The 24949-nt window shown below is 44.7% G+C and carries 18 protein-coding genes; 5 read left to right on the top strand and 13 right to left on the bottom strand.

Features of this window, described 5'->3' with window-relative positions; genetic code table 11:
• Positions 1–4: 4 nt before the first annotated feature.
• The 10 genes from ACKI5J_RS11155 to ACKI5J_RS11110 all read right to left on the bottom strand — a co-directional run bounded on the left by ACKI5J_RS11155 (position 5) and on the right by ACKI5J_RS11110 (position 17575).
• Positions 5–859, bottom strand: a complete 855-nt coding sequence (locus tag ACKI5J_RS11155; protein ID WP_407429492.1) for an N-acetylglucosamine kinase — start codon at positions 857–859, stop codon at positions 5–7.
• A 6-nt stretch (positions 860–865) separates the two neighbouring features.
• On the bottom strand, positions 866–2173 hold the full coding sequence (locus ACKI5J_RS11150) for a sugar MFS transporter (protein WP_407429490.1): 1308 nt from the start codon (positions 2171–2173) through the stop codon (positions 866–868).
• A 3-nt stretch (positions 2174–2176) separates the two neighbouring features.
• The gene (locus ACKI5J_RS11145) at positions 2177–4102 is read right to left on the bottom strand and encodes a hypothetical protein (protein ID WP_407429488.1); all 1926 of its coding nucleotides are present in this window, start codon (positions 4100–4102) and stop codon (positions 2177–2179) included.
• 38 nt (positions 4103–4140) lie between these two features.
• Positions 4141–5988, bottom strand: coding sequence for a beta-N-acetylhexosaminidase (locus tag ACKI5J_RS11140; protein WP_407429486.1), 1848 nt, complete (start codon positions 5986–5988; stop codon positions 4141–4143).
• Positions 5989–6005: 17 nt separating this feature from the next.
• A complete protein-coding gene (locus ACKI5J_RS11135) occupies positions 6006–6824 on the bottom strand; it encodes an N-acetylmuramic acid 6-phosphate etherase (protein WP_407429484.1) in 819 nt (272 codons plus the stop codon).
• A 61-nt stretch (positions 6825–6885) separates the two neighbouring features.
• Positions 6886–9138 (bottom strand): alpha-N-acetylglucosaminidase, encoded by a 2253-nt coding sequence (locus ACKI5J_RS11130; RefSeq protein ID WP_407429482.1) that lies wholly within the window; start codon positions 9136–9138, stop codon positions 6886–6888.
• An 11-nt stretch (positions 9139–9149) separates the two neighbouring features.
• The gene (locus ACKI5J_RS11125; protein WP_407429480.1) at positions 9150–11408 is read right to left on the bottom strand and encodes an alpha-N-acetylglucosaminidase; all 2259 of its coding nucleotides are present in this window, start codon (positions 11406–11408) and stop codon (positions 9150–9152) included.
• Positions 11409–11414: 6 nt separating this feature from the next.
• Positions 11415–12614 (bottom strand): BT_3987 domain-containing protein, encoded by a 1200-nt coding sequence (locus tag ACKI5J_RS11120; protein ID WP_407429478.1) that lies wholly within the window; start codon positions 12612–12614, stop codon positions 11415–11417.
• Between the two features lie 26 nt (positions 12615–12640).
• The gene (locus ACKI5J_RS11115; RefSeq protein WP_407429476.1) at positions 12641–14452 is read right to left on the bottom strand and encodes a RagB/SusD family nutrient uptake outer membrane protein; all 1812 of its coding nucleotides are present in this window, start codon (positions 14450–14452) and stop codon (positions 12641–12643) included.
• A gap of 18 nt (positions 14453–14470) precedes the next feature.
• Positions 14471–17575, bottom strand: a complete 3105-nt coding sequence (locus ACKI5J_RS11110; protein ID WP_407429474.1) for a SusC/RagA family TonB-linked outer membrane protein — start codon at positions 17573–17575, stop codon at positions 14471–14473.
• Positions 17576–17785: 210 nt separating this feature from the next.
• Here ACKI5J_RS11110 and ACKI5J_RS11105 point away from each other — a divergent pair, with 210 nt between their 5' ends.
• On the top strand, positions 17786–18535 hold the full coding sequence (locus ACKI5J_RS11105; protein ID WP_407429472.1) for a DeoR/GlpR family DNA-binding transcription regulator: 750 nt from the start codon (positions 17786–17788) through the stop codon (positions 18533–18535).
• A 123-nt stretch (positions 18536–18658) separates the two neighbouring features.
• Here ACKI5J_RS11105 and ACKI5J_RS11100 read toward each other — a convergent pair whose 3' ends face one another.
• A complete protein-coding gene (locus ACKI5J_RS11100; protein ID WP_407429470.1) occupies positions 18659–19102 on the bottom strand; it encodes a DoxX family protein in 444 nt (147 codons plus the stop codon).
• A 237-nt stretch (positions 19103–19339) separates the two neighbouring features.
• Between ACKI5J_RS11100 and ACKI5J_RS11095 the strand changes: the two genes are divergently transcribed.
• Positions 19340–20473 (top strand): DEAD/DEAH box helicase, encoded by a 1134-nt coding sequence (locus tag ACKI5J_RS11095; protein ID WP_407429468.1) that lies wholly within the window; start codon positions 19340–19342, stop codon positions 20471–20473.
• Positions 20474–20773: 300 nt separating this feature from the next.
• On the opposite strand, the gene ACKI5J_RS11090 is transcribed toward ACKI5J_RS11095, so the two are convergent.
• Positions 20774–21331 carry a dihydrofolate reductase family protein gene (locus ACKI5J_RS11090; protein ID WP_407429466.1) on the bottom strand — a complete coding sequence of 186 codons (558 nt, stop codon included), beginning with the start codon at positions 21329–21331 and terminating at the stop codon, positions 20774–20776.
• A gap of 471 nt (positions 21332–21802) precedes the next feature.
• On the opposite strand from ACKI5J_RS11090, the gene ACKI5J_RS11085 reads away from it, so the two are divergent.
• Positions 21803–22225, top strand: a complete 423-nt coding sequence (locus tag ACKI5J_RS11085) for a cupin domain-containing protein (RefSeq protein WP_407429464.1) — start codon at positions 21803–21805, stop codon at positions 22223–22225.
• A 99-nt stretch (positions 22226–22324) separates the two neighbouring features.
• The gene (locus tag ACKI5J_RS11080; RefSeq protein WP_407429462.1) at positions 22325–23236 is read left to right on the top strand and encodes an NAD(P)-dependent oxidoreductase; all 912 of its coding nucleotides are present in this window, start codon (positions 22325–22327) and stop codon (positions 23234–23236) included.
• On the opposite strand, the gene ACKI5J_RS11075 is transcribed toward ACKI5J_RS11080, so the two are convergent.
• Entirely contained in the window at positions 23223–24023 is an 801-nt protein-coding gene (locus tag ACKI5J_RS11075) for an aspartate dehydrogenase domain-containing protein (protein ID WP_407429460.1), read from the bottom strand. The two genes, ACKI5J_RS11080 and ACKI5J_RS11075, sit on opposite strands and share 14 nt — an antisense overlap.
• A gap of 473 nt (positions 24024–24496) precedes the next feature.
• On the opposite strand from ACKI5J_RS11075, the gene ACKI5J_RS11070 reads away from it, so the two are divergent.
• Positions 24497–24934, top strand: coding sequence for a hypothetical protein (locus ACKI5J_RS11070; RefSeq protein ID WP_407429458.1), 438 nt, complete (start codon positions 24497–24499; stop codon positions 24932–24934).
• The last annotated feature ends 15 nt before the right edge of the window (positions 24935–24949 follow it).

Here is a 24949-nt window from a genome sequence, read left to right as displayed (position 1 = left end):
TCCACTATTGGTGACAACCGGCTAACTCCATATGGTATGAAACTAAACCAGGCATGGGTGATTTCAACACACGACCTACGGGCATACCGAAACTGGCTGCCGACTTTTCGAGAATGGGCCTGAAGCTGAACCCTACCGAACCGATACAGTTGAAGGAGTAACTCGTATAGTCAGGATATTTACTCACCAGAGATGAGAAAAAGGTGTCAAAGTTACTTCTCACCAGGTTGGTTGCATAGTCAAATTCAAGGTGGTCATATATAAATTTACTAAAACCCGCACAGAACCTGTTAGCCATCGGTTTTGAATAGATTTGGTCGATGATCTCAGCAGGACTAAGGTCGTATGTCTTAACGAAGATCTCAGATAATTCTTGAGGAAGAAGTCCCCGAATATAATCACCGAGGAACCTCTTTCCCATAGCTCCCCCGCTGCCTTCATCTCCAAGGATAAAGCCAAGGGAATCTATATTCTGAATTATCTCCCGCCCATCGTATAAACAGGTATTGGTTCCCGTCCCTAAGATAGCGGCAAATCCTGCTGTTGAACCCAGCAGTGCCCTGGCGGCAGCGACCAGATCCATTGCCACCTCTACTCTGGCATTTGCAAAGACAACTTGAAGCGCTTCCATGACTACACTGTCTTTCTCACTCCCGCAGCCCGCACCGTAAAAACTTACTGAAGTTACCTTATCGGCTTTTAGATGGGGAGGAAGGCTTTCATGTAAAGATCTAAGAATATAGCTGCTATCTACAAAATACGGGTTGTATCCTTCCGTTTCAAAATAAGTTTCGCGGCCTTCATTGTTAACCAAACACCAGCTGGTTTTGGTAGAGCCTCCATCTGCAATTAATATCATGTGCGATTATTTAAATTCATTTAAGGTATTTCTTACGGCACGAATTTTATATCCCCATAGGGCATAAAATAAAACCGCACTATAACATGGCACCAATAACCAATAGGCAGTCCTGAGATCAGATAGATCTGCAACGTATCCGTATAAAAGAGGGATCACTGCCCCTCCAACTATAGCCATCACCAGCAAAGAGGATCCTATTTTTGTAAACCGCCCGAGATCAGCAATGGCAAGTGGCCAAATCGAAGGCCAAATCAGCGAATTCGCTATACCTAACAGGGCAACGAATAGCACAGAAGTGACACCATTAGTATGCAATACGGCCAGGGTTAGAATGATACCCAGGACAGCTGATATCCTCAGTGCATTTTCCTGGGAGACATATCTTGGGATGCAAACTATTCCGACAAAATATCCCCCAAGCATGCCGATTAAGGTCAATGAGGTAAAGAACTTGGCATCGGATAAGTTCATCCCTTGCCAGTTCGCATAGCCCACAATGGTATTGCCGGCAATAACTTCGGCTCCCACATAGCAGAATAGTGACAACACACCTAGCAACAGGTGCGGAAATTGAAGGATACTGGTTTTATCCATATTCACTACACCGTTCAAGTCGTCTTCTGTATCTGTATCAATGTCTGGCAAAGACGATCGGTACACGATGAATGCCAGGGCTCCGAGAACAAGAAAAATTAATACATATGGCAAGATGACTTCTCTTGCGAGCGAATCCAATTCCATTATCCTTTGCTGTGCAGACATTGCGGAAAGATCGGTTTTAATTTTGTCGGCATCGCTCAAGATCACAGCTCCCAATATTACGGGTGCTATAGCACCTGCTATCCCATTGCAAATTCCCATAATACTTATTCGCCTGGCAGCACTCTCCAGTGGGCCGAGCACGGCTACATATGGATTTGAGGCTGTCTGTAGCACAGCCAGGCCTGTGCCTTGAACAAACAATCCAAACAGGAACAACCCATATGTCCGTGTTAAAGCCGCAGGGATAAAAATCAGGGAGCCTACTGCTATTATAAGTAATCCATACGACATCCCATTCTTGAAGCCTGTCAGTTTCAAAAACCAACCTGAAGGAATGGCCATAACCAGATAGGAGACGTAAAATGAAAAGGCGACTAAATAGGATTCAAAGTTGTTTAGTTCACAGGCAATCTGTAGATAAGGTATTAAAACGGAGCTTAGCCAGGTGATAAAACCGAAAACAAAGAATAATGCTCCTATAATAAACAGGGGGTTCATTCCCGGTTTTGTAACACGTACTGGTTGTACTTCGTCTGTTATTATGGTCATGCCTTAATGATTATTTTCCTTTATTCTGCTAATAATATCTCCCAGTACTGATTCAGGAAACAACGAAGGCTGTCCATACCAGAAAAAAGAGTCGATCCCCTCATAGACACCAGCGTTGATGTGACGCTCGGTTGGCAGATAACTAGATACGTCGTTGCAATATCCGGCTACGCTAACAAGCTTGTCTGGCCAAATCTTTTTAATCCCGATACTGTACTCCGTAACCGCTTCTCGGGATAGACCCACAAGTTTCCAACTACCAATATTCAGTGTTTGAACGTAAACCGGCAATGTAGAGGGGACGTTATTTTCTTTTTCCAGTTTTAACATAAGATCAGCCCACCTCACGTTTTTTTCCAAACCCACATTTCCCTTATCTTCTTGATTCTCCTTTCTGAAAGCGAGGATACGGTCCTTATCCCAGTGCTTCACCGGAAAATTCAAAGAGTCGAGGAAGCAGGAAACCCCGCCGCTGAGTTTTTGCATGGGGCGACCTAAAACCTTTTTGATTTCTGATGCTAACTTCTCTCCGGTGACCTGATGACTCATGTCCAGGGGATTGATATCTCCTGCACATCCCTGAATAAATATCCCGTTACTGATGCCACTATCCTTTTCGAGTATGCTGCGTGTGACCCCCGGGAAATTAGGACTGATCCTAAAACCCTCTGCACCAGAATTGTTGAATACCGGATGGCAACCCGTTGAAAACAGAACGGTCTTTTCTTTACTTTTCTTTTGAATTACAGTTAGCACATCGACATCCTTGTCGTGCGGAACAGGGCTTTCAGTTATACTGCGGTTTGCACCTATAGCGGTGCTTCCTCTCCCAAAAAAGAGTTCCGCATCCGACATGTTTCGCACGGCGTTTACAATTGAATTTACAAGGGCTGGTCGAACAGTGTTATTAAGATAAACGCTATCAGGTATTTGAGTATGCTCTCCCCAGGTGAGCCAATTCTGACTTACAGGAGCAAAATGAGTGTGGGATGCGTTTATCAATATGGCTGAGGCAGGAATTTTAAGCTTTCTAAAAACCTCCTCCTTTATACTTGAGATGAACTCATGATTGAAGCCACATAAATCTGCTCCCACGATGATCGCTGTTTGCTTGCCTGATCCTATAGCAAGTGCTGTTACAGAAAGGTTGCCATCTGTTTGATGGGCTCCTTTATAAATGTTGCCATCGTCATCGATACCGTACAGCGTATTTGCAGAAACAGCTAAATGTTGAATATGAACATCATATGAGACGTTATTAAAGCCGGCAACTTTGAGCCATTTTCCGCCGCTGTTACTCAAGTCAAACTTTAAAATATCATTATTACTGGTAAGGGCATAGATGCTGCCGAGGTGGGAAACAATGCTTTGTACACCCGGCAGGCCCGTCAAGCGATCCCATTTAAGCGTTCTCTGAGATGTAGCGGCCCGATATATGACGCCAGACCTGTCAGCAACAAAAAGCTCCTTAGCCGAAGCAGCAACTGCTACCGGGTCTTTCACAAAGCCCACTTTTCTCCATCCCAGGCGTTTCCGAGGTGCCGACAAATACACATTGCCAAGGGAATCTATGCCGTACAAATTTCTTTGTCCGCCTGCCAGAAGTTTAATTCCATTTGCCCCGGCTAAAGTACTCCAATTCATCAGGGACACCGAGGCTTGTCTGACATCACCGTCACTTATGATTAGCAGATCGCCCGCCTGTCCGGTAAATGCCGTAGCAGGACTAACCTTATCACATTTAATCCAATCCAGAGAGAAACGACCTTCCCTTGGCGCGCCATACCCGGCAAGAGCCAAAGAAAAGGGAAACGAGCCGGGTTCAATACTTGCCTTTGCAAAACCGGCGCGGTACGAGGTTTGACTTGTACCTGTCAAACAGCTCAACAGAAAGATAAGTGAAAATAATGTATGAGATATTCGCTGCATGTTTTCTTATGTTGTCGAAGGAGCATTAAGTGCGTCCTTTAGGGATTAATAAATAACGCAGAAGTATTCAGGCTCCGTTTTCCGGAAGGTGTGACTACGATTGCTTTAACTTGTCTCTTCTCTCCTTTGTGAAGAATGATATGAATCGGCTTCTCGTACAAGAAGTCCGTTTCCCGCGCATCCTGACCTTCGAAATTGTAGTATATGCTTGCACCAGCAACCGGAGCTTTCAGTTCGAGCTTAAATTCATTTCCGAAATATGTAGTATCCAAGATTCCGATTGGTTCGGGAACTCTGTAAATCCTCGAGGTCTTATCCAGCTGTGCAAGATGTACAGGTAGACGCTGTTCAAAAAAGCTAATCGAGTCCTTTCTTTCTGGCTGTGTCCAGGCCACTTCTGAAAGCGCCATTAACCTGGGATATAGCATGTACTCCACCTTGCGATGGGTGTCCATGTGTTCGGTCCAGATTGGTGCTTCCACACCAATAATGTGTTTTTTCTGCTCGCTGGTTAGTTCTCCCGGAGTCGGATCGTATGCGTAAACGCGAGGAAGTGTATTGTATCCCCATCCTATGGCCAAGGGCTCCAGTTCTCGTTTTCCCTGAATAAAGTCAAAATAAAGATGAGACATTGGAGCCATGACCACATCATGGCCCTGCCGCGCTGCCTTCACCCCTTCTTCGATATTTCTCCAACTCATCACTGTCGCATTCGGGGCGAGACCACCTTCCAGGATTTCGTCCCAACCAATAATCTTTTTTCCTTTTGAATTGACAAATTTTTCGATCCGTTTTACAAAGTAGCTTTGCAGCTCAAATTCATCCTCCAGTTTATTGTCTTGAATCCGCTTTTGGCAATATTTGCAATCTTTCCACTTCACCTTTGGGCACTCATCTCCGCCGATATGAATATAGGTGGCCGGAAACAGATCGATTACTTCGGTCAGAACGTCCTGTAGAAATTTAAATGTCTGTTCCTTTCCGGCGCAATAAACGTCCTCATAAATGCCCCATTGCTCGGCTACCTTGAAGGGGCCCGGACTATCTCCGCATGCCAGTTCGGGATATGCTGCCAGTGCAGCGAGTGAGTGCCCTGGTAACTCAATTTCCGGAATAACCGCAACGTGTCGTTCCGCCGCAAAAGCAACCACATCTTTAATCTCGTCCTGTGTATAAAAACCTCCATAACCAAGGTGGTCGTTTCCACTAAGTGAATCTGTATAGTGGCTTACTGGACTACTTGCCCGGTAAGCACCAACAGAAGTCAGTCTTGGATATTTCTTAATTTCGATACGCCAACCATGGTCTTCAGTCAAATGCCAGTGGTAGACATTCATTTTATACTTCGCAAGCATCTCAATCTGACTTTTAATGAACGATATCGGATAGATATGATAGCCTACGTCTTGCATGATACCTCGAAATGGGTAACGTGGCTTATCAACGATCTCGGCACATGCGATCGAGACCTTTCCGTCCTTGCTGCTCATCATTTGAAGGAGCGTCTGAAGTCCATAAAACAACCCGGCATCATCCCCTGAAATGCTTATTAAACCCGGCTTAACAGAAAGCAAATAGGCTTCTTTCTCCGCTTCTGGCCGGTCTTCCCATACAAAGTTGATGGTATTGATTTCGCTATCCTCCCGCTTTTTCTTAAGTGCTAACTTCAAATTGTAGTTCTTCTTGAAATAGTCGGCAAGGATTGATGCTTTTTTGCGTGACTGCTCGTTTGAATAAACAATTTCAGTTCGGGTTGTCACCGCAAAGCTGCCTTTGCCCCGCACCACGTTGGCAGGTGCGGGTATAATAGGCAGCTCACTTGTTTGCCCGTTGCAGATTTCTGCGAAAAAGAGAAAGAGGCAACTGAATATAAATTTGAAATTCATAAGCAATCAATGGCGTACTAGTGTGTGATAGTCAGGTAATTTTCAAGAGCCTTTTTTACGCTACCATATTGCAGAAGAAAGGATTTGGCCTGGTCGTAATTGATAATATTGGTCTTGGCCATCAACATCTTTACTCCACGGTCGACGATCTTATCGTTTATCAATTTCACGTTAACCATACTATTGCCTTCTACCCTGCCCAACTGGATCATTACTGTGGTTGAAATCATGTCAAATAGCATTTTCTGTGCGGTACCACATTTCATTCTGGTACTACCTGTGATAAACTCCGGCCCTGTAATCACCTCCACCGGAAAATCGGATTCAGCAGCGATCGGCGAGTCTGCATTACTCACTAAACATCCGGTGGTGATATTATTCTTCCGACACTCTTTAAGTGCGGATATAACAAAAGGCGTCGTACCACTTGCTGAGATCCCGACCACGATGTCTTTAGTAGTGATATTCGCTTCCTTTAATGTGTCCCAGCCTTCCTCGACATCATCTTCCTTTTCTTCAAGCGCACTGACCAGATTCTCCACACCTCCAGCGAGCACAACGTTCACAAGGTCGCTGTCCACTCCATAAGTGGTAGGCAATTCTATCGCATCAAGAACGGAGAGCCGCCCGCCGCTACCCGCACCGAGGTAAAACATCCTCCCTCCATTTTTCAGCTTATTTACTATAGCTTCTATGAGTTTGTTTACCTGTGGGAGTGCCTGTTCTATTGCTAGAGCCACCTTCTTGTCTTCTGTATTGATCCCCGCGGTGATTTCTTCTATTCTTTTTTGTTCCAAATCGTTATACAAAGAAGGTTGTTCTGTAATTCTTATCATGTCAATAAATTTTCCTGTTGTTGTTATTTAGTATCGTTGTTGTTATTAATATGGTTGCAGGTTACCTGTCGGCCAGCGCAACACTGTAAGCTTTTTTCATTTTATCAGCGTATTTCTTGAACATCGCTTTAGAAACCGCTATGGGATTCCCCTTAGGTTTGTCTGGATAGCTTTCTGTGCTGTTTACCCAATTCCACTCCCAATCTTTGACCTTCTCGTTAAAAGCTTGCTGATCAAATTTCTTCCCTGCTCTTGTTGTAGATTCGACCTCACGTACGAACATCTCCCAGCGTTTTTTATAGAACCCATTGAACAAACCAGACCATTGCTTATTTGCATACTCATGTAAGGAAGCGTCTTTTCCTCCCCAAAGGGTGATCAGGTCCCTGGCATTCTTTTCGTACAAGCGCTTTTCGCTTTGATTTGTACCCCATTTTTTGGCGTCATTAAGCCATCTTCCCAAGAGAAAATCCCGTCTGGTTGCCATCAGCTTGTCCATGTCCTCAATCAAGCGCAGAAAATCCGAGCTCGACCTCTTGAAGCCTTCCATATCACCATCCTTAAAGGCCTTTGCCATCTTTTGCTGTTCAACCAAAGCGAAGTCGGCAAGCACCTGCCTGCCTACAGTTACGAGATCAAACTGAAAGCAATCGTTCTTGCCTAATTCATCGGCTGCGTTAAGAAAGCTTTCCCAGGCAGGAATCAATTTTTCAGGTGCATAAGGCGTTTTTGTATAAGCCCAGTCATTATCCTTTTCGAAGGTAGGCCGCGCAACAATGATGGTTTCATGACTCCCTTCCTGAGCATAAGCCGTTTGGTGTAACGTCCTCCATGCCTCTTCCGTAAATTGGTTTCTCTTCCCATAACGACTGTGTGCATAATCTATAAGCCACTCTTTGACATTCACAGGTTGATCATCCCAAACGTGATTAAGCATCAGAGAATACACCACCGGATTCTGTTCAATACCTTCAGGCACCAGACCGATTCCCGACAGGCGTCCCCTGTTTGGATCGTGCACCATTTCTGCAGGTTCTCGGCCTATATAATCAAGGTCTCCGAACAAAGGATTTTTGCCGCCGAAGTTGTGAAGCATGCACCAGATCCATTTTTTTCCGTAAAAGGCATCCGTTTTGTTCCAGATGGGTTGTTCTTCCCCGAACAAATCAAGTATAATCAGGTTATCGTCAGGTACGTCGCTGAGGTAGTTCTTCACCCGTTCTGGCTTCCAAAAGTCGCGTTTGTCCCAAAACATCCATCCCTGCATTACCCACACTGCTTGGGGATCAACTTTGGCCATCCCGTTGTATACAGCTCTACCGATCTTTCTTACATAAGCAGTGTCTTCGTGTGGAAGAAACATCTCATTGAAGGTATCGGCACCATAAAGATGGTCGGTATTACCAAACGCCTTGTCCTGTTCCTGCATGAATTTATCACCAATCTCCTGAAATAAAGGATCGTCAGGACTTAAAACGTATGTATCTGCAAAGCGGCCTTCCCAATTGAGGGTATCGACCTGAGCGTTTGGAAATCGCTTCTTAAAGGTTGGTGGAACGTGTCCGCTAAAAGCCGGAAGGATCGGCTTCATCCCGAGCTCACGTTCGCGAGCGAGTATCTTCTTCTGCAACTCTTCATGGCTTTTCATCCAACTCTTTGGGAGAGGTCCGTTTAAGCCGTCAATATTTCCCGCCCAAAACCACATAAAGTAGGCCGGTCCAGTGAAGAACGCGTCCATATCCGCGTCGTCGAATCCCATGCTTCGGTAAACCCGATCCCAGAGCGCATTCTGTCCAGTCATGGCCAAAGGCATATTAATGCCGTTTAAAGCCATAAAGTCGATTTCCCATTCCCATCGCTCCCAATCCCACCAGGATGATGTGTAATTAAATGTGCAGTAATTAAAGTAATGCCGGTAGTCATGAGGTGTCACCTTATGTATTTTGCCTTGCGGCATTGGAAAGGGCGATGGAATATCCAAGTTTGTTCCGTTCCAGCTTATGTCGCAACGAGCATAATTCTTCAACCAATGGTTGAACGCACTGGCAACAGAGACCCCGTTGTTACCTCGCAAGACCACCTTGCCGTTTCTGCTTTCCAGTTCAAATACGTCTTTATTATTTTTTTGCGGAACATACTCCACTTCAAATCGATCTGCATATTTTGGAAGTATTCTCTTAATGAGATCCAGACAACTTTGTTTATTAAACTTGGTCTCATCAACTTGCCGCGCTTGTGCTAAATGACTGCTAATGGCTGTGAAGAAAATAATCATTGCAATAAGCTTGCAAAGCATCCATTTCTTTTTCGTCATAATCGTAGGGTTTATTTATTATTTTTACTAAGTGTCGAGTTTGGATAAGCACTTTTAATCAATGGTGCGTATTTTTTGAACATGGCTAATGCCACATTAACCGGATCGCCAGTCGGTTTTTCGGTGTATGGTTCATTTGCGTTCACCCAGGACCATTCCCAGTGTTTAATGTTCTCTTCAAATTGTTTCATATCCGGGGCCTTCCCTGAGGCGTCGCATTCGTCAACGTAGGCGAAAAATTTTTCCCACCGCGGTTTATAGAATCCGCGCAGCATACCTGACCACTCCTTTGCCGCGTATTCATGGATATTACAATCCTTATCGAGCCACAGTGTGATCAGGTCACGCGCATTTTTCTCAAAAAGGTCTTTCTCTCTATCGTTGGAACCGCGGCGTCTAGCCTCGTTCAACCACCGGCCCAGCAAAAAGTCTTTTCGGGTTGCCAGGAGCTTGTCCATGTCATCAATGAGTTGAAGAAAACGATTTCTTTTTTCCAAATAGGCGCGGATGTCTTTATTGTGGTAATCTTTAGCAAAGTCCTGTTGCAAAACGTTGGAGTAATTTGCAAGTACCTGCCTGGTAATATCCACCAGGTCGTATTGAAACCCTTCACTTTTCCTCAAATTACCAGAAGCAGCTATGAAGTGCTCCAATGCGCCAAACAGCTCCAGTGAATTATAAGGAATATGAGTATAAGTCCACGTTGTCTCCTTTTCAAAAGTTGGTCTGCCTGTTATGATAGAAGAGGTTCCCCACCAGGGTTGGTGCCCATAGACGGTTTTTTCAAGAATTTCCCACCCTTTCTCTGCTTCCGGATTCCGGCTGCCGTAACGGCGATGCGCATAGTCTTTTAGCCAATCTCCCAGGGGAATCCTCTCTTTCCGCCACACGTTTTCAAACATCAGCGCGTAGATAGCAGGATTCTGCTCTATAGCCTCCATAGTCAGACCTATGCCAACCATCTTTCCGGACTTCGGATCATTAAGAGCGTCGGCAGGATCCTTCGCAATTTTCTCCATATCGCCATACATGCTTACTCTTCCTCCGAAATTATGGAGCATGTTCCATATCCAGTTTTCACCATAAAATGCCTCTGTTCGGCTCCATACGGGATATACTTCACTGTTCAGGTCTAGAACAATCAGCTTATCCTCTGGTACGGCACTAAACAGCGCTTTCATCTGTGTGGGTTGCCAGAAGTTCGGCTTATCCAAAAACATCCAGCCCTGCATCACCCAGGTGGCCTGCGTGTCGACGGCAGTCATCGAATTAAAGATCTTTTTAGCCATTCCATTCAGATAGAGGGAATCGTTGCTTGGAGGGATCATCTCATTGAACGTATCTGCGGAGTAAAGATGGTCTGTGCCGAACGTGCGGGTAAGTTCTTCCAGAAACTTCTTGCCAATCTCTGTAAACAATGGTGTCTCCGGGTCCAAAACATATACCGGTGCCACATTTATACCCCACTGAGTAGTGTTTAATTTAACTTCAGGAAACTTTTCTTTAAAGGAAGGCGGAACGTGGCCGGTGAAAGATGGCAGTACAGGGGTCATTCCAAGCTCCCTCTCCCGGGCAAGAATTTGCTTCTGCAGATCCTCATGAAATTTCATGAAGTCCTTTGATAAAGGTCCTCCCCAGGCATCAAGATTTCCCATCCAAAACCAGTTAAAATAGGCTGGGCCGCTAAAGAACGCATCCATATCCTGATCCCCAAAGCCCATGCTTCGGTACACTTTATCCCATATTGAATTTTGACCGGTTAGAGCAAGTGGCATATTGATTCCGTTCATTGCCATGAAGTCGATTTCCCATTGCCAACGCTCCCAGTCCCACCACGAGGCGGTGTAATTGAATGTGCAATAGTTAAGATAATGACGGTATTTATATGGGGTAACTTTCCGCACCTTTTCAGAAACCAGCGGGAAAGGCTTTGGAATATTCAGATTACTTCCATTCCAGCTGATATCGCAATGTGCATAGTTTTTGAGCCAATAATTAAATGCGCTTGCAATGGAAACGCCGTTATTCCCTTTTAAAACGACCTTGCTGCCTTCGGTTTCCAGCTCAAATACATCTTTATTGTCCTCCTTCGGGATGTATACAATCTTAAACCGGTCAGCATACTTGGGAAGAACTCTCTTAATCAAGTCAGCAGCTGGCTTCAGGTCAGGCGCTTGGGGCTCTCTTAATGTCTTCCCGACTGCCGAGTGAATGGTAAATACTGAGCATACAGCTGCAATTATCAAAGACTTCATTATCATCAACTTCATCAGATTTTATTTTTTTAGAGGCCAGAATCCCAGCGGATTAAATTTGTATCTCCACAGATCTCCTGCAGAATCGAGGGCAAGGAGGTCGGTGCCCGACGCAACTACCAGTGTATGCATATCCCAGCCAGAACCGACTTTCTTCCGGTTTCCGAATACTCCGGTCTCAGACAATGGGTATTCGTACATGTCACCAGCTTGATCGATCGCCAGCAGGGAATTTTGATAAGGAATAATCTGCTTGAAAATCCCCCAGCCTCCACCGATATTCTTGATGCGCCCGAAATCAAAGTCGCCGGCAGAGTTTAAAGGATACATCGTCATCGCGCCAGCCGCATCAATGCCCAGAAGATTCTCTTTGTATGGTATGATCCTGGCAAAGGTGCCCCACCCAAATCCGATCGTTTTGCTTGCACCAAAGACCCCGTCCGCACTTACCTTATACTGAGTAATATCACCCGCTCCGCTCGCCCATCGGCCAATAAACCTGTCTCCACCAAAGGGAATGATCATGTCGAATACATCCCATCCGGTACCAATTTGCTTCGGCGTCACAAACTGTCCGTTTTCGTCAGCCGAGAAAAGAAGTAATTCACCATCAGGTGTCCTTTGAACCAGCTTTCCATTAAAATCAAATAATGAAAGACCCGCATCCTGACCAAACGCATAGGCTTTCTCGCGCTCAACCTCGCCCGGAGCGTAGGAGCCTGTAATGATGAAGTAGGCTGTACTGAGTGAGGTGTTTACCTTGGATTCAGCCTCGGTAAGACTTATGGGAAGTAAGTAAGATTGGAACGGTTCAATAAAACCTTTAGATCTGATATTAACCTTCAACGCATCAGAGGATGACGAGCCTTTGGCAATAATAGCTTCTGCATTTTCAATTTGAAAGCTTCCTTCCGGCATGAGCTGAAAGGACGTTCCGTTTTTGACATTGAAGCTGTCTACCATAGCGGGCAGCACATCAAATTTAACGCGTATAGGACCTGAAGCTTTATGTGTACCGCCAAGGTAGGCGCTGTATGTAAGCTGGAAAATGGAGTCGGTGATACTCAGTGCAACCTCCTTTGGATTCTCGTTTGCCTGAGGCATGTACACCATCGCGTACTCCGGTCCTCCCGGAATATCCAGCTCTATTTCAACTTCCTTACTGCATCCCACCAGTACTATACCGGTGAGGGCAGTTAGAACATATAGTATATTTTTCATGACTGTGATTCTCTTTTTGAAATGCATTACCATCCGGGATTTTGAATTAGATTAGGATTTTTGTCTATTTCACTTTGTGGGATCGGGAACAGGTAATGCTTAGGAGCACTGAACACGCGCGTTTCTACTAAAGTGCGTTTATAGAAGCTATCATCAGTTAAACTCGTACCCGCCGAAATATTCATTCCATATACGGGAGCTTTGTCTGTTTGAGCCGCGATCTTCCAGCGGTGGCAGTCAAAATATCGGTGTGTCTCAAAGGCAAGTTCGACACGACGCTCGTTCCAGATTCTTTTTCGCATCTCTTCCGCACTAAGGCCCAATGGCAAGTCTGGCATTCCGGCACGATTGCGGATGTCGTTTACATGTTTGTAAACATCTGCTACCGGGCCTTCTGCTTCATTGAGTGCTTCAGCATAGTTTAGATAGAACTCCCCAAGACGAAAGAAAATCCAGGTTTTAAGCGTGTATCGCTGTTGGGTGATACTGACGCCGGGATCTACGAACTTTTTAAGCAGATAGCCCGTAGTGTTGAAATCTCTGCCGGCGTTCCCCCTTCCATCAGCACCAGTTTGCCAGAACTGAAGGCGACGATCAACGAAAAAGGCGCCGTTGAAATTGATGGTAGCGTAAAATCGGGGGTCCCGGCGGACGTACATATTGTTCGTCCCCTCCAGCCAGCGTCCCTCCGAGTCCTTTGTGGCGGCATATCCTGATTCGGTGTATCCAGATGCAGGATCTATGATCGCCGAACCATCTGCCATATATCCCGTGATTGGCTGAACGCCGTTTTCCATTTCATATGCATCAACTTGACCTTGTGTAGGGTTCCAGCCATTCCAACCTCCCAAACTTCCGGGAAATGCACTCAACTCCATCCAGGCATCACGTCCAGAATTTCTTGCAAACAACACTTCGGAATTATTATTATCAATGAAAAGTTGCTGATAATTTTGCACAGGATTAGCAGGATATCTCCTATACAGATGGTAACCCGCCGCCTCACATGCAGATATACATTCTTTTGCAGCCGTAGCCGCCAACGCCCATTTGTTCCTATCGTATTCCTGGGAGAACAACTTCGTTCCCTGATTGTCGGCGAAAGACCTATAGTCCGGATTTCCATTCCAAAGAGGACTTGCGTTATACAAAAGAACCCTCGCTTTTAAAGCGAGTGCGGCAGCGGCTGTGGGCCTGCCCAGGTCTCTGTTTTCGACCACGTGCATGGGCAGCATGGCAATTGACCTGTCGCATTCGCCAACAACGAAGGCAACACATTCCTCCAGTGGTTTCCGCCTGATCGCAGTGAAGTCATCCGCCACCCCTGCCGGATAATCCATGATCGCAACAGGGCCGTAAATACGCATCAGTTGAAAGTGATAAAAGGCTCTGAGAAAAGTCGCCTCACCAATCCATCGCTGCTTGGTTGCCTCAGTAAACTCAGCTGAAATGGGTGTAAGAGGAATGTACTTCAGAAAGATATTCGCTTTTCTGATCCCTTCGTACATGTTCTTATAGATCTGGCCGGCTACGTTAAACGCATTCCATGACCCTTTATTCATCATCTTGGGAAACTTCTCCGGCCAAGGGATATTCATCTCATCAGATGCCACAATAAAGGGATTAATGTCGGACATATCCGTGAAATAGATCTCATTCGGTAAGCCCGCATATATGTCTACCAAAAACGCCTCCGCATACCGGCGTTGCAGAAAAGCATCTTCAATGGCGATATCTTCTTCAGGGCTTTTATCCAGGAAATCTTTACGACACGATGAGGCTGCTACTAATTGGAGCATCAAGATGCCTGAGGCTATATATTTGATATATTTCTTCATGTTAATACGACTATTGATTTAAAAATTGACCTGAAAGCCACCATTAAATGATCTTTGCAACGGATATCCCCCGGTACCATCGTTTGATTCCGGATCTATAATCTTGATGTGATCCCAGGTTACCAGATTAACTGCGTTCACGAAGAACCGAAGTGTGCTCATGCCAAACTTCCGCGACAGCTTTTGTGGAAAGGTGTAGCCCAACTCCGCATTACGTAAGCGCAAATAATTTCCGTTGCGCATCCAGAGAGTAGAGTTCAAGAAGTTGTTAGGATTATTCCCTACATCAATAGCTGGATACAGAGCATTAGGGTTATCAGGAGTCCAGCGGTTATCATAGTATTCGTTTAGGACGTTATTAACCCCCAGGCCTTCGTAGAACGGCCACATCGATAGTCCGCTCAAGAAAATGCTCGTTTTGGCAGCACCGGTGAAATAGACACTGACATCCAGGTTTTTGAATGCAAACGTAGTACCGAACCCGAAGGTCATTTGAGGCAGACGGGGATTTCCCACTGGTATCTGGTCATAGGCGTCTACTAAACCATCCCCATTAATATCCTTGTATTTCACATCTCCAACCCTCACGTTAGAGAATACCTGGCGGGGACTCATTGCAATTTCTTCCTGACTCTGAAAGAAACCATCTGCAACAAATGCAAATGACTGTCCAAGGGGAAGACCCTTCCCGGTTAGGTATGGAAAACGTTGAACGGGTTCGTCGTTCTCAATAACTTTATTCTTTGCAAAGGTAAAGTTCCCTCTGAAGGAATAAAACAAACCTTTAGAGGTGGTATTTCTAATTTCAAGTAAGCCATCGATCCCTTTGTTCTTAACCTGACCAAGGTTTCCAAATGGGATCGACCATGGAAAGAACCCGGCTACGGCCGGAACGGTCTGGCGCTGCAGCAATATGTTTTTTCTATGCTCATTAAAGGCGTCGATTTGGAGCGTTACCTTATCGCTAAACAACCCAAGATCGAGGCCTATATTGTTCTTCATCGCTGTTTCCCAGGTGACATCCGGATTTCCGATAGCATTCTCTTCCATTCCGTACATCAGCTCCTGACCCGGGCCAAATAAGTATGACTGTCCATTGGTTCGGATGGTACTCATATACAGGAATCTTCTACCAATTTGGTCATTTCCGACCTTTCCACGTGACGCTCTGATCTTGAAATTACTCACGACGGGGATATCCCAGAACTTCTCATTAGAAATGACCCAACCCGCCGATAAAGAAGGAAAAAATCCATACTTTTTCCCTTTAGGAAAGTTTTCAGAACCATTATATCCGAAGTTAGCTTCCAGCAAATAGCGATTATCGTAACTGTAAGTAGCCCTGCCTGCGAGCCCGCGCCTGCGATATGGAATATTCAAAACTGATTCACCGGCTGTCAGATCCACATAATCCCGTTCATTGAATAGCAGCATGGATGTTACAGCATGGCGGTTGAAAACACGATCGTAGTTAAGTTGAAGCTCGGTATAGATGGCACGGTTACCCCCGTTTTGTATCCCATACGAAAGGGGTTTTTCCTCACGAAAAGAAGCGCTGTACATATCTTCTCCGGTCTCTGGGTTCGTCCCAAGGTACCTTTTCACTTCAAATTCTTTTATCCTGACGTTGTTTGTCTGAGCGTAGCGGTCATAAGAAAACAAGCCTCTTAGCGACAAACCTTTGGTAGTAAAACTAGACAGGTCCCAGTTAGCCGCGAAAGTGCCTTGCAAGGTGCTTCTGTCCTGGGTAGAATATCCCGATTGGGATACGCGACCCCATGGATTCCATCCGATAAAAGTCTGCGCCCCTCCCGGTGTCCCATCTGGATTGGTAATAGGGTAGGCTATTGGCGAAATAACCTTCAGAGAATTAAAAATATCAGGTGCTGAAAATCCTGGATAATTCCCGTTCTGAATGATTCCACCTAACCCAAGTTGCATGGTCAAACTCTTGGATAAGTTGATGTCCACATTGCTACGAAAGTTATATCGCTTGATATTTGCATTTGTATTAAATTTATTTGCGGGATCCTGCTTATATATCCCGTCCTGTAGAGTGAATCCCACGTTGGTGTAATATTTTATTACATCAGATCCACCTGTAACGCTTAGATTTTGGATGGTCTGCCAGGTGTCTTTTTTGAGCACCGCTTTCGTCCAGTCAGAACTGGGATATAAGTATGGGTCAGTCCCGTCGGCAAACTTTTGAATTTCTTCGTCGCTCCAACGTGGAGCCTGATTCGCATAAGAAAGTGCCTCATTCATCAACGAAGCATATTCGGCTCCATTGATATATTCGGGAAGACGCATTGCCGTTAATCCGGCGGCTTCGGACCTGAACGTCACCTGAGGTTTCCCTAGCTCGCCCCGCTTTGTATTGATGAGTATTACACCATTAGCACCTCTCACCCCGTATACCGCTGTCGCAGACGCATCTTTTAAAATAGTAAAATTTTCTATTTCCTGAGCGTTGATCTGGTTCATATCACGCTCTACACCGTCAATCAACACGAGTGGCCCGTTGTTCGCAAAGGTCGACAATCCTCTGATGTACACCTGCGCCGCGTCATAGCCTGGTTCGCCGCTCGATTGCCGGGTTATGATACCAGGGAGTTTTCCGGCGATTGCATTAGAAATAGATGGCGTGGAAACCCGTTGCATCTCTTTAACGGAAACTGAGGATAGAGAAGCTGTAACCGAAACTTTCTTCTGCGTTCCGTAACCAACAATCGTAACTTCATCAAGGACTCCCAAATCCGGTAAGAGCTTAATTGAAAGAATCCGCCTGGCACCCACCCCAACAGTCTGTACTTTATAGCCCACAAATGAGAACTGCAAGGAATCAGCAGGTTTCGCCTCAATAGAGAATTTTCCATCGGCATTGGTCACGCTTCCTCGACTTGTTCCCTTTATCCGGACGGAAACCCCCGGAAGCGGTAAATCCCTCTCGTCTACAACCCGACCCGTAACCAGAACCTGTTGATAGTGAGAGGATACCTGTACTCCCTCACCTGTGATGCTAGCCCCCCGGGCTGCAAATTCCGGACGTAAATGTGTCTTTCCGGCTCTAGCTTCTGCCACTACCAGCAAAAGAATTAATAGAAATTGTAAAATTTTATACATATATTAATGATAATTAGAGACGCAGGAAAACGCACAAAATCCGCAAAATAGAATTTTAAACCGCAATAATGTTTGTAACTAACTGAGAAATCCTGCATTTGCGTTTTTTATGCGTTTATGTAAACAAGTATAACCGCATTTACTCATCAATGCAAATTTTTTTGAAAAAATAATTGATAGCTTTGCACCTAGTCAATTTAGTAAGCCACCATGCGTAAAGAAGACCGACATAAATTAATTCTGCGTGAGATTAATTTACATAACAAGGTATTATCTACAGACTTAAGCACACTCCTAGATGTTTCGGACGATACAGTCAGGCGGGATCTCAAAGAATTAGCTGAAAGCGGATTGATTCTGAAAGTACATGGAGGAGCTGCAAGTAAGTCTTTTGTTGCTCCTTTTAATAGCCAGAATGAAGTATACGCAGTTAGCGAAAAGCAGAAGATTGCAGAAAAGACGATAAGCCTTATCAAGAATAATATGGTGATCCTCACAGAAGGAGGAACGACAATCCTCGAATTGGCGAAGATGATCCCAGATAACCTGAAGGTCACTTTTTTCACTATAAGTCCCCAGGTAGCCATTACGCTGTCCGATCATACCAATCTTGACGTCATTACCATTGGAGGAAAGTTAAATAAAAACGCCAACCTGCACATCGGTTCTATCGTAGTTAACCAACTATCTGAAATAAAAGTCGATCTGTGTTTATTAGGAGCAAATGCTTTTTCCATTCAAGACGGACTCAGCGATATGGACTGGGAAGTCGTCCAGGTTAAGAAAGCAATAATCCGTTCGGCGAAAAAAGTAGCTATCTTAACCATTTCAGAAAAGCTGAATACCGTGCAAAGGATAAAAATCTGTGATTTCAATCAGGTCAATTATTTAATCACCGAACTACCAAGTGACAGTCCGTCTTTGGTTGCCTACCGCAATGACGGTTTGAAATTATTATAACCGCCCAAAAGAAGCCTTACTTCAAACTAAGCTGGTTTGTCTCTAAATCCCGAAAAAATGGTGATTTTACTTTTCACCGGGGCTGATGAAAGAGAACCGTTTAATGGCAGAACCGCCTTAAAGCTATTTATCTTGACGAAATAGAAAATAGATACGCATGTTATCTATAGACCACTTACCACCACCTTTAATTATCAAAAATATGCTTCCCAGCAACATGGACCAGTCCGTTCTGCTATCGTGAAGCATCGTCCAGAAGCCACTATCATTTAATAACTGTAACTTCGTGGAGGTCAGTGCAACGATCATGATGATAAGCAAGGGAACAGATGCAAACCGGGTTAAAAAGCCCAAAAGAACCAATGTTCCGCACAGTATTTCGACGGTCCCGACGAAAGGACCCAAGAAATCTGGATTGGGCAATCCTATTCGGGCAAACCTTCCCGCACCAATTTTCTCTGTAAAAAGGAATTTCTGAATTCCTTCAGAAACAAATACTGCACCGACCATCAATCTGATTATAATGGTAGTACGTGAGTTATCAGTTTCTAACAGCCTTGTTATCATACTCTGTCGGTAGCTGCAATGTTATGCATTCTTATCGATTTTCAATAATTCCAACATCATATTTTTAAACAAGCCTGATGCTCATCTCCCGGCAACCCGATTGCGCTGGCCACGGGTGACTGGTCTCCGGCCGGTTTGGATAAACTGAATTTATTTGCATAACGCTGTAAAATACAAAGGCACTGCTGTTGATGTATTTCGTAATTGTATCTTCGTGCATTAAAAAAATCGACCTCTATGCCATTTAGTTCTCTTGGTTTATCCCCTGCTTTGTTAAAGACGCTGGAACAGCAAACTTTTACAACACCCACTCCTATCCAGGAGCGTGCCATACCAGCTATTTTAGCTAACAAAGACGTTTTGGTTATAGCCAAAACAGGCTCTGGAAAAACCGCTAGTTATGTATTGCCTCTGCTCACGAATTTGCAAGGATCTATAGGGCTGAAAAACCGCCATGCCAATGTGCTGGTTTTGGTCCCCAGCCGTGAATTAGCTGAACAAATAAATGGTGTTTTCCAGGTTTTTAGCGGCGCACTACCGCAATCTGTTAAGACAATGGCAGTATATGGCGGAGTGTCCATTAATCCACAAATGATGGCATTACAAGGCGTGAATGTGCTGGTTGCCACGCCGGGAAGATTATTGGAATTAGTCGGTGCCAATTCCATAAACTTATCGGGCGTTCAAACACTTGTGCTTGATGAGGCGGATAAAATGCTCAGTTTAGGCTTCAAAGATGAGCTGGATAAAATTATAGCACTTTTGCCGGTGAAACGCCAGAATATATTGTTATCGGCCACGCTGAGTGACGATATCGAACATATCCACCAAATCATGCTTAGAGAACCAGTGGTGGTTAAGATAGCGGCAGAAGAAGCTTCATTGGATTCGATCAGACAGGTGGCTTACCTCGTCTCGCCGGATCAAAAAGGCCCTTTCCTGCGTTACCTGATCAACCATCACCAAATGAAGCAAGTCCTGATTTTCGCATCCTCTGTGCACCAGGCTGATGCTGTTGTCAATAAACTTCGGAAGAATAATATCGACGCAAAAGCGATCCACAGTAAGAAAAGTCAGGGAGCGAGAACTGATACTTTAGCGCACTTCAAATCGGGGAAGTTGAGAGTATTAGTGTCCACAGATCTAATGGCAAGGGGAATTGATATTCACTTTCTTCCTTTCGTAATTAACTATGATTTACCCAGATCTCCGAAAGATTACATCCATCGAATTGGAAGAACCGGCCGTGCAGAAGCAGTTGGCGACGCCATTTCGTTAGTGAGCATAAGTGAGTTACATCACTTTGAAATCATCCAAAAAAAGATGGGAAGAACGGTTAATTTGATCACGGAAAAGATCACTAAAGTTTAGGTATCGTTCTCCCAGCTCAGAAAACCTGCGGATAACCGCAATCACTTCATTTTCTGCATCCGTTCGATCGCTTGCCATCCCTCGGGTGTAATGCCCATTATCTCGGTAGCGACGCCTATAGTTTGATATGTATCACAAGGCATCTTTCATCAAAATCACCGCGGCGTCAATATCAGGCACTACCCAACCAATTTGGGCAAGTTCCAGTTCCCGGATGGTGTTGTTGATACTGTTCATGCGTCTTGCTTTCTACTATGATCTATGAAGTGATTATTTCGACATAGACGGCTTATCAGCGGTTCACATGTCCTCGGTTATCGGCTCATACCAAAGCGTCACCGCACCGCTATCAAATACCTTATGGTTTGTGAGCTTGAAAACAGTCCGGTCGTTGATATTGTCAAATAACAGCGAACCGCTACCTGCGATAACAGGGTGAACACAAAGCTGCAATTCGTCAATTAATCTCATTTTCATTAGCTGTATGATTAAGCTACGACTTCCAACTAAAATATCTTTCCCCGGTTGCCTCTTAAGTGCTATTACCTCATCCTTAAGGCTTCGCTTAGCCAAAGTTGCAGTATTCCAATCGACATTTTCCAGCGTCTGCGAAAAAACAACTTTGGGGATTTTGTCTATAGCGATAGCAAAATCATTCATTGATTTTGTATTGGAAGGATTTTCCAGCAGTGTCCGCCAATATTCCATAAGTTGATAGGTTATCCTTCCGTATAGAATGGCGTCTGTGCTAATTAGCAGATTCGTGTAGTGTTGATGTAATTCTTCGTCGGGAACTCCTGCTGTGTGGTCGCAAATCCCGTCAAGTGTCGTGTTAATAGCCCCGATTACTTTTCTCATACCATATATTAAACCATGTTTATTCTAAGACCTGTATCAAAATAGAAAACCTTCTCCTAAACCAGCTCTACGCAAAAAATCAAAGTATTCAAGTTTATTAAAGAATATCTTATTTAAAATTATCATATGGCAAGAATTTCATTTTAACTTTAGTAAAGAGAAATAGGCGGTTATTGTAAGATATAGCTTTTGGAATGCGTTATAAGCCGCCTGATGCATTACTGTTGAATGGTTGTCCTGAATGTAATCGAAAATTACCTTAACTTTTTCTGTCGTTCTAACGAACTTAGTTTATCAGGAAAATTTATTTTAATAGTACGTGTCATTAACAGGATATATTCCAAGGGCGCGATACGTTTAAGCAAACCGCGACTAAACAAACAGGTGCAGCACCAGTTTATTAAATGATGAAGCGATGATTATTATGATTCCGCACGACTGAGGCGAATTCTTAACGTTAAACAAACCATTATGGAAATTACAAAAGCAGGCAGCAGGCCATCAAGCAAAGGGTCATTAGACTGGTTTACAGGAGATGTACGCATCGATCCGCTGTTCGATGCAAACGACACGCGTCGCGGCGCTTCAGCCACCGTTACCTTCGAGCCAGGCGCAAGAACTGCATGGCATACCCATCCTCTTGGACAGACCATCGTTATCACCTTCGGGATTGGTTGGGTACAGCGCGAAGGTGGTCTGGTGGAAGAAGTTCGTCCTGGCGATGTAGTTTGGTTTGAGCCGGATGAAAAACATTGGCACGGTGCCTCAGCAACAAATGCCATGAGTCATATTGCCATTCAGGAAAATCTGGATGGTAAAGTTGTAAACTGGTTGGAGCATGTAACCGACGAGCAATATCTGTATAAAGAATTTCATAACACAAATACCAGGTAGATGACTGACATCGCACAGACATCCCGCTAACTTTCCCCTGTTCCGTTGCAGATGTGCTTAAATTTTATTATAATAAAGGCTCATATTTAAGAAAGAAGAATGTTTAAAAAATTAGTGGCCATAGAACCATTGAATTTAATTCCGTCAGCGGAGGAAAAGCTGCACACTTTTGCAAAAGAAGTAATCATGTATCAGGATATCCCTTCTGATTCGGAAGAGATGGCTTTGAGAATTGGCGACGCAGATGCCGTGTTGCTCAGCTACACATCGCAACTGCGTAAAGACGCACTTGAAAAATGCCCTGATATCAAATATATCGGCATGTGCTGTTCATTGTATTCGGCCGAAAGCGCGAATGTCGATATCCTCTATGCCAACTCCCGGGGGATTACTGTTACCGGAGTGCGAGATTATGGCGACGAAGGGGTGGTAGAATATGTTATTAGCGAACTGGTTCGTTGCCTGCACGGTTTCGGCGAAAATGCGGATGGTACTAAGGCGCAACCATGGGACGGCGAGGTTCGGGAAATTACCGGAATTAAAGCAGGAATTGTAGGGCTTGGAAAATCAGGAGGCATGGTAGCCGACGCGCTTAAGTTTTTTGGCGCCGACATTGCTTATTTTTCACGAAGCGAAAAGCTGGAAGCCAAAGAAAAAGGATATCGCTTTTTACCTTTGGAAGAGCTACTTTCACAAAGTGAGGTGGTCATCACTTGTCTCAACAGAAATACCGTACTCCTGCACGAGAAAGAATTCGAGCATTTGGGAAATCGGAAAATACTATTCAATACCGGGCTTTCTCCGGCATGGGACGAAGCCCCTTTTGCAAAATGGATAGAAGGCGATAATGTATGTTTCTGTGACACTACACTTGCACTAGGCTCCGACCGTTTTCTGCATCATCCTAACGTACGCTGTATGGACGTTTCTGTAGGCCGTACCCGCCAGGCATTTAACCGCCTGAGCGAAAAGGTTCTGGCCAATATTACGTCATACATCAAAACACAATAGGCGATGTAATATTGCGGAGTGCGTTCACCACGCTCCAAGCTGCTATCTGCGCCGTAGCACTGTAAACATCGATCACCGCATGGATCTGGTCACTTTTAACTTCTATGCGGTGTTCATCACCCGTAAAACCGGGTGTAGAGGTCATGGAGACTTTCATATTTTCCGGCCCTACAGATGCGAGTGAAGCCGCTACCGCAACATTTACCCGGGTTGGAAACAGGGCGATTGCTTCCCGCGCATTTCCCTCAAAAACTTTTCGCTTCTCAGTCTGCAGGGAATCATCGTATATGGCGGTATTCTTAAGTGAATTCGGGCCTTTTTCTGTGTGAAACGTCGCTTTACAGTCGCCCATCAGAGAGACGGTGCGCAATATGTCGAACCCTCCGATTGCACCAGATACAAGATGCACCCGTGTATTATTTTCGCTCGCTGTCTTCTTTACCTCCTCGTAAAATACCGTATCGGCGAACGCTCCGATAGACAAGGCTATTATTGATGAGCCGTTTTTCAGAGCGGGCAGGGCGAGCGCTTTCATTGAATCCGGCGAAGCGGTTTCGATAATATAGTCTGGTTTAAGTGCCAGCAGTTCATCAATGGTATAACAGGTGGTACAGGTATAGCCCGGTTCTGCGCTTTGAACTTTGTCGGAGATATTTCTGGCTTTTTCTGCCGTACGAGAATAGGCTCCAATGAGCCTATAGTCGGGCAGAAAACCTTCAATCAACGCATCGGTAATAATTGCGGCGAGTTTACCACAGCCTACAATAGCAAGTGTTTTAGTTCCCATGCAGCCCAACATAAGCCTTTTTTCTGCTTTAAGCAAATATGCGGCGCGGCTCTCCTTTCTGTTGGAGGCCTGATGTTCTGGTAAAACGCTTTTAGGCTCGTCTCTTTACAGAAAGATATTAGCCCGTCTGATAAGAGCACTCTCACCAGTCGTTACCGGCATGTCTGAAACCTTCAAGTCCGTGAATATAACAGGTGGCACATACTTGCTGAACTTCAAAATTGGTGCTGCACGGTGCTTGGTCCTCCAACACCTTATACACCACGATATTGCTCCGCGTTATATTTGAAGCAATCGCCGGGTAGAAAATGACAGCTACATGGCTGCGAAGGCGAGCGAAACAGTCAGATGGTCACTAGCCGATTTTTACTGATTAAAATCGCCTCCACGGCTGACGAAAATCAGCCGCTAATTTATGACACCTTTCCATATTTGTATCAGAGGAATCGCTAAACAAACTAAATAATAGAACTATGGAAACATCAGCTAAAAATAATCTGTCCCCTATCTTATCCTACGTCTATTCCGATGTTGAACAACTGAGATCAGAAATAGGATTTTACAACGATGAGATCAGATTTTTCAGAACTTTGCTTGACAGATACCTACTTCCGCTCATCGATAAAGAAAGTATAGGTAAAGTTCAGGAGATCGCCAGACAACTGAGCAAGTTTGAAGAAGAAAAAAACCTGTTTTCCGAAGAAACAGTGGCTTTTCTTCTGAAGGTCAAAGATAAAGCTCTTGAATCTCAACCGCAGCTCGACAGGCAGGATGAAAAGATCTACCTGCATCTACTCGAAAAGAAAAATGAACTCATGAACTCATTTAAAAGGTTTAAAAAGGCCTTTTTTGCAATCATGGAACATCTTCTTCAGACCGAGAAGATGCAAAATCTGCTTGAGGAGGCCTGATTAGCTGCTTTTCAC

The sequence above is a fragment of the Arcticibacter sp. genome (genome assembly GCF_045629565.1).
GTDB lineage: Bacteria > Bacteroidota > Bacteroidia > Sphingobacteriales > Sphingobacteriaceae > Arcticibacter.
Note: the sequence above shows the minus strand (reverse complement) of the source record. Positions and strands in the feature narration are given on the sequence as shown.

Bases quoted from the DNA above. Each gene is read 5' to 3' on its own strand.
- ACKI5J_RS11155 (WP_407429492.1), bottom strand. From the start codon at position 859: ATGATATTAATTGCAGATGGAGGCTCTACCAAAACCAGCTGGTGTTTG.
- ACKI5J_RS11150 (WP_407429490.1), bottom strand. From the start codon at position 2,173: ATGACCATAATAACAGACGAAGTACAACCAGTACGTGTTACAAAACCG.
- ACKI5J_RS11145 (WP_407429488.1), bottom strand. From the start codon at position 4,102: ATGCAGCGAATATCTCATACATTATTTTCACTTATCTTTCTGTTGAGC.
- ACKI5J_RS11140 (WP_407429486.1), bottom strand. From the start codon at position 5,988: ATGAATTTCAAATTTATATTCAGTTGCCTCTTTCTCTTTTTCGCAGAA.
- ACKI5J_RS11135 (WP_407429484.1), bottom strand. From the start codon at position 6,824: ATGATAAGAATTACAGAACAACCTTCTTTGTATAACGATTTGGAACAA.
- ACKI5J_RS11130 (WP_407429482.1), bottom strand. From the start codon at position 9,138: ATGACGAAAAAGAAATGGATGCTTTGCAAGCTTATTGCAATGATTATT.
- ACKI5J_RS11125 (WP_407429480.1), bottom strand. From the start codon at position 11,408: ATGAAGTTGATGATAATGAAGTCTTTGATAATTGCAGCTGTATGCTCA.
- ACKI5J_RS11120 (WP_407429478.1), bottom strand. From the start codon at position 12,614: ATGAAAAATATACTATATGTTCTAACTGCCCTCACCGGTATAGTACTG.
- ACKI5J_RS11115 (WP_407429476.1), bottom strand. From the start codon at position 14,452: ATGAAGAAATATATCAAATATATAGCCTCAGGCATCTTGATGCTCCAA.
- ACKI5J_RS11110 (WP_407429474.1), bottom strand. From the start codon at position 17,575: ATGTATAAAATTTTACAATTTCTATTAATTCTTTTGCTGGTAGTGGCA.
- ACKI5J_RS11105 (WP_407429472.1), top strand. From the start codon at position 17,786: ATGCGTAAAGAAGACCGACATAAATTAATTCTGCGTGAGATTAATTTA.
- ACKI5J_RS11100 (WP_407429470.1), bottom strand. From the start codon at position 19,102: ATGATAACAAGGCTGTTAGAAACTGATAACTCACGTACTACCATTATA.
- ACKI5J_RS11095 (WP_407429468.1), top strand. From the start codon at position 19,340: ATGCCATTTAGTTCTCTTGGTTTATCCCCTGCTTTGTTAAAGACGCTG.
- ACKI5J_RS11090 (WP_407429466.1), bottom strand. From the start codon at position 21,331: ATGAGAAAAGTAATCGGGGCTATTAACACGACACTTGACGGGATTTGC.
- ACKI5J_RS11085 (WP_407429464.1), top strand. From the start codon at position 21,803: ATGGAAATTACAAAAGCAGGCAGCAGGCCATCAAGCAAAGGGTCATTA.
- ACKI5J_RS11080 (WP_407429462.1), top strand. From the start codon at position 22,325: ATGTTTAAAAAATTAGTGGCCATAGAACCATTGAATTTAATTCCGTCA.
- ACKI5J_RS11075 (WP_407429460.1), bottom strand. From the start codon at position 24,023: ATGGGAACTAAAACACTTGCTATTGTAGGCTGTGGTAAACTCGCCGCA.
- ACKI5J_RS11070 (WP_407429458.1), top strand. From the start codon at position 24,497: ATGGAAACATCAGCTAAAAATAATCTGTCCCCTATCTTATCCTACGTC.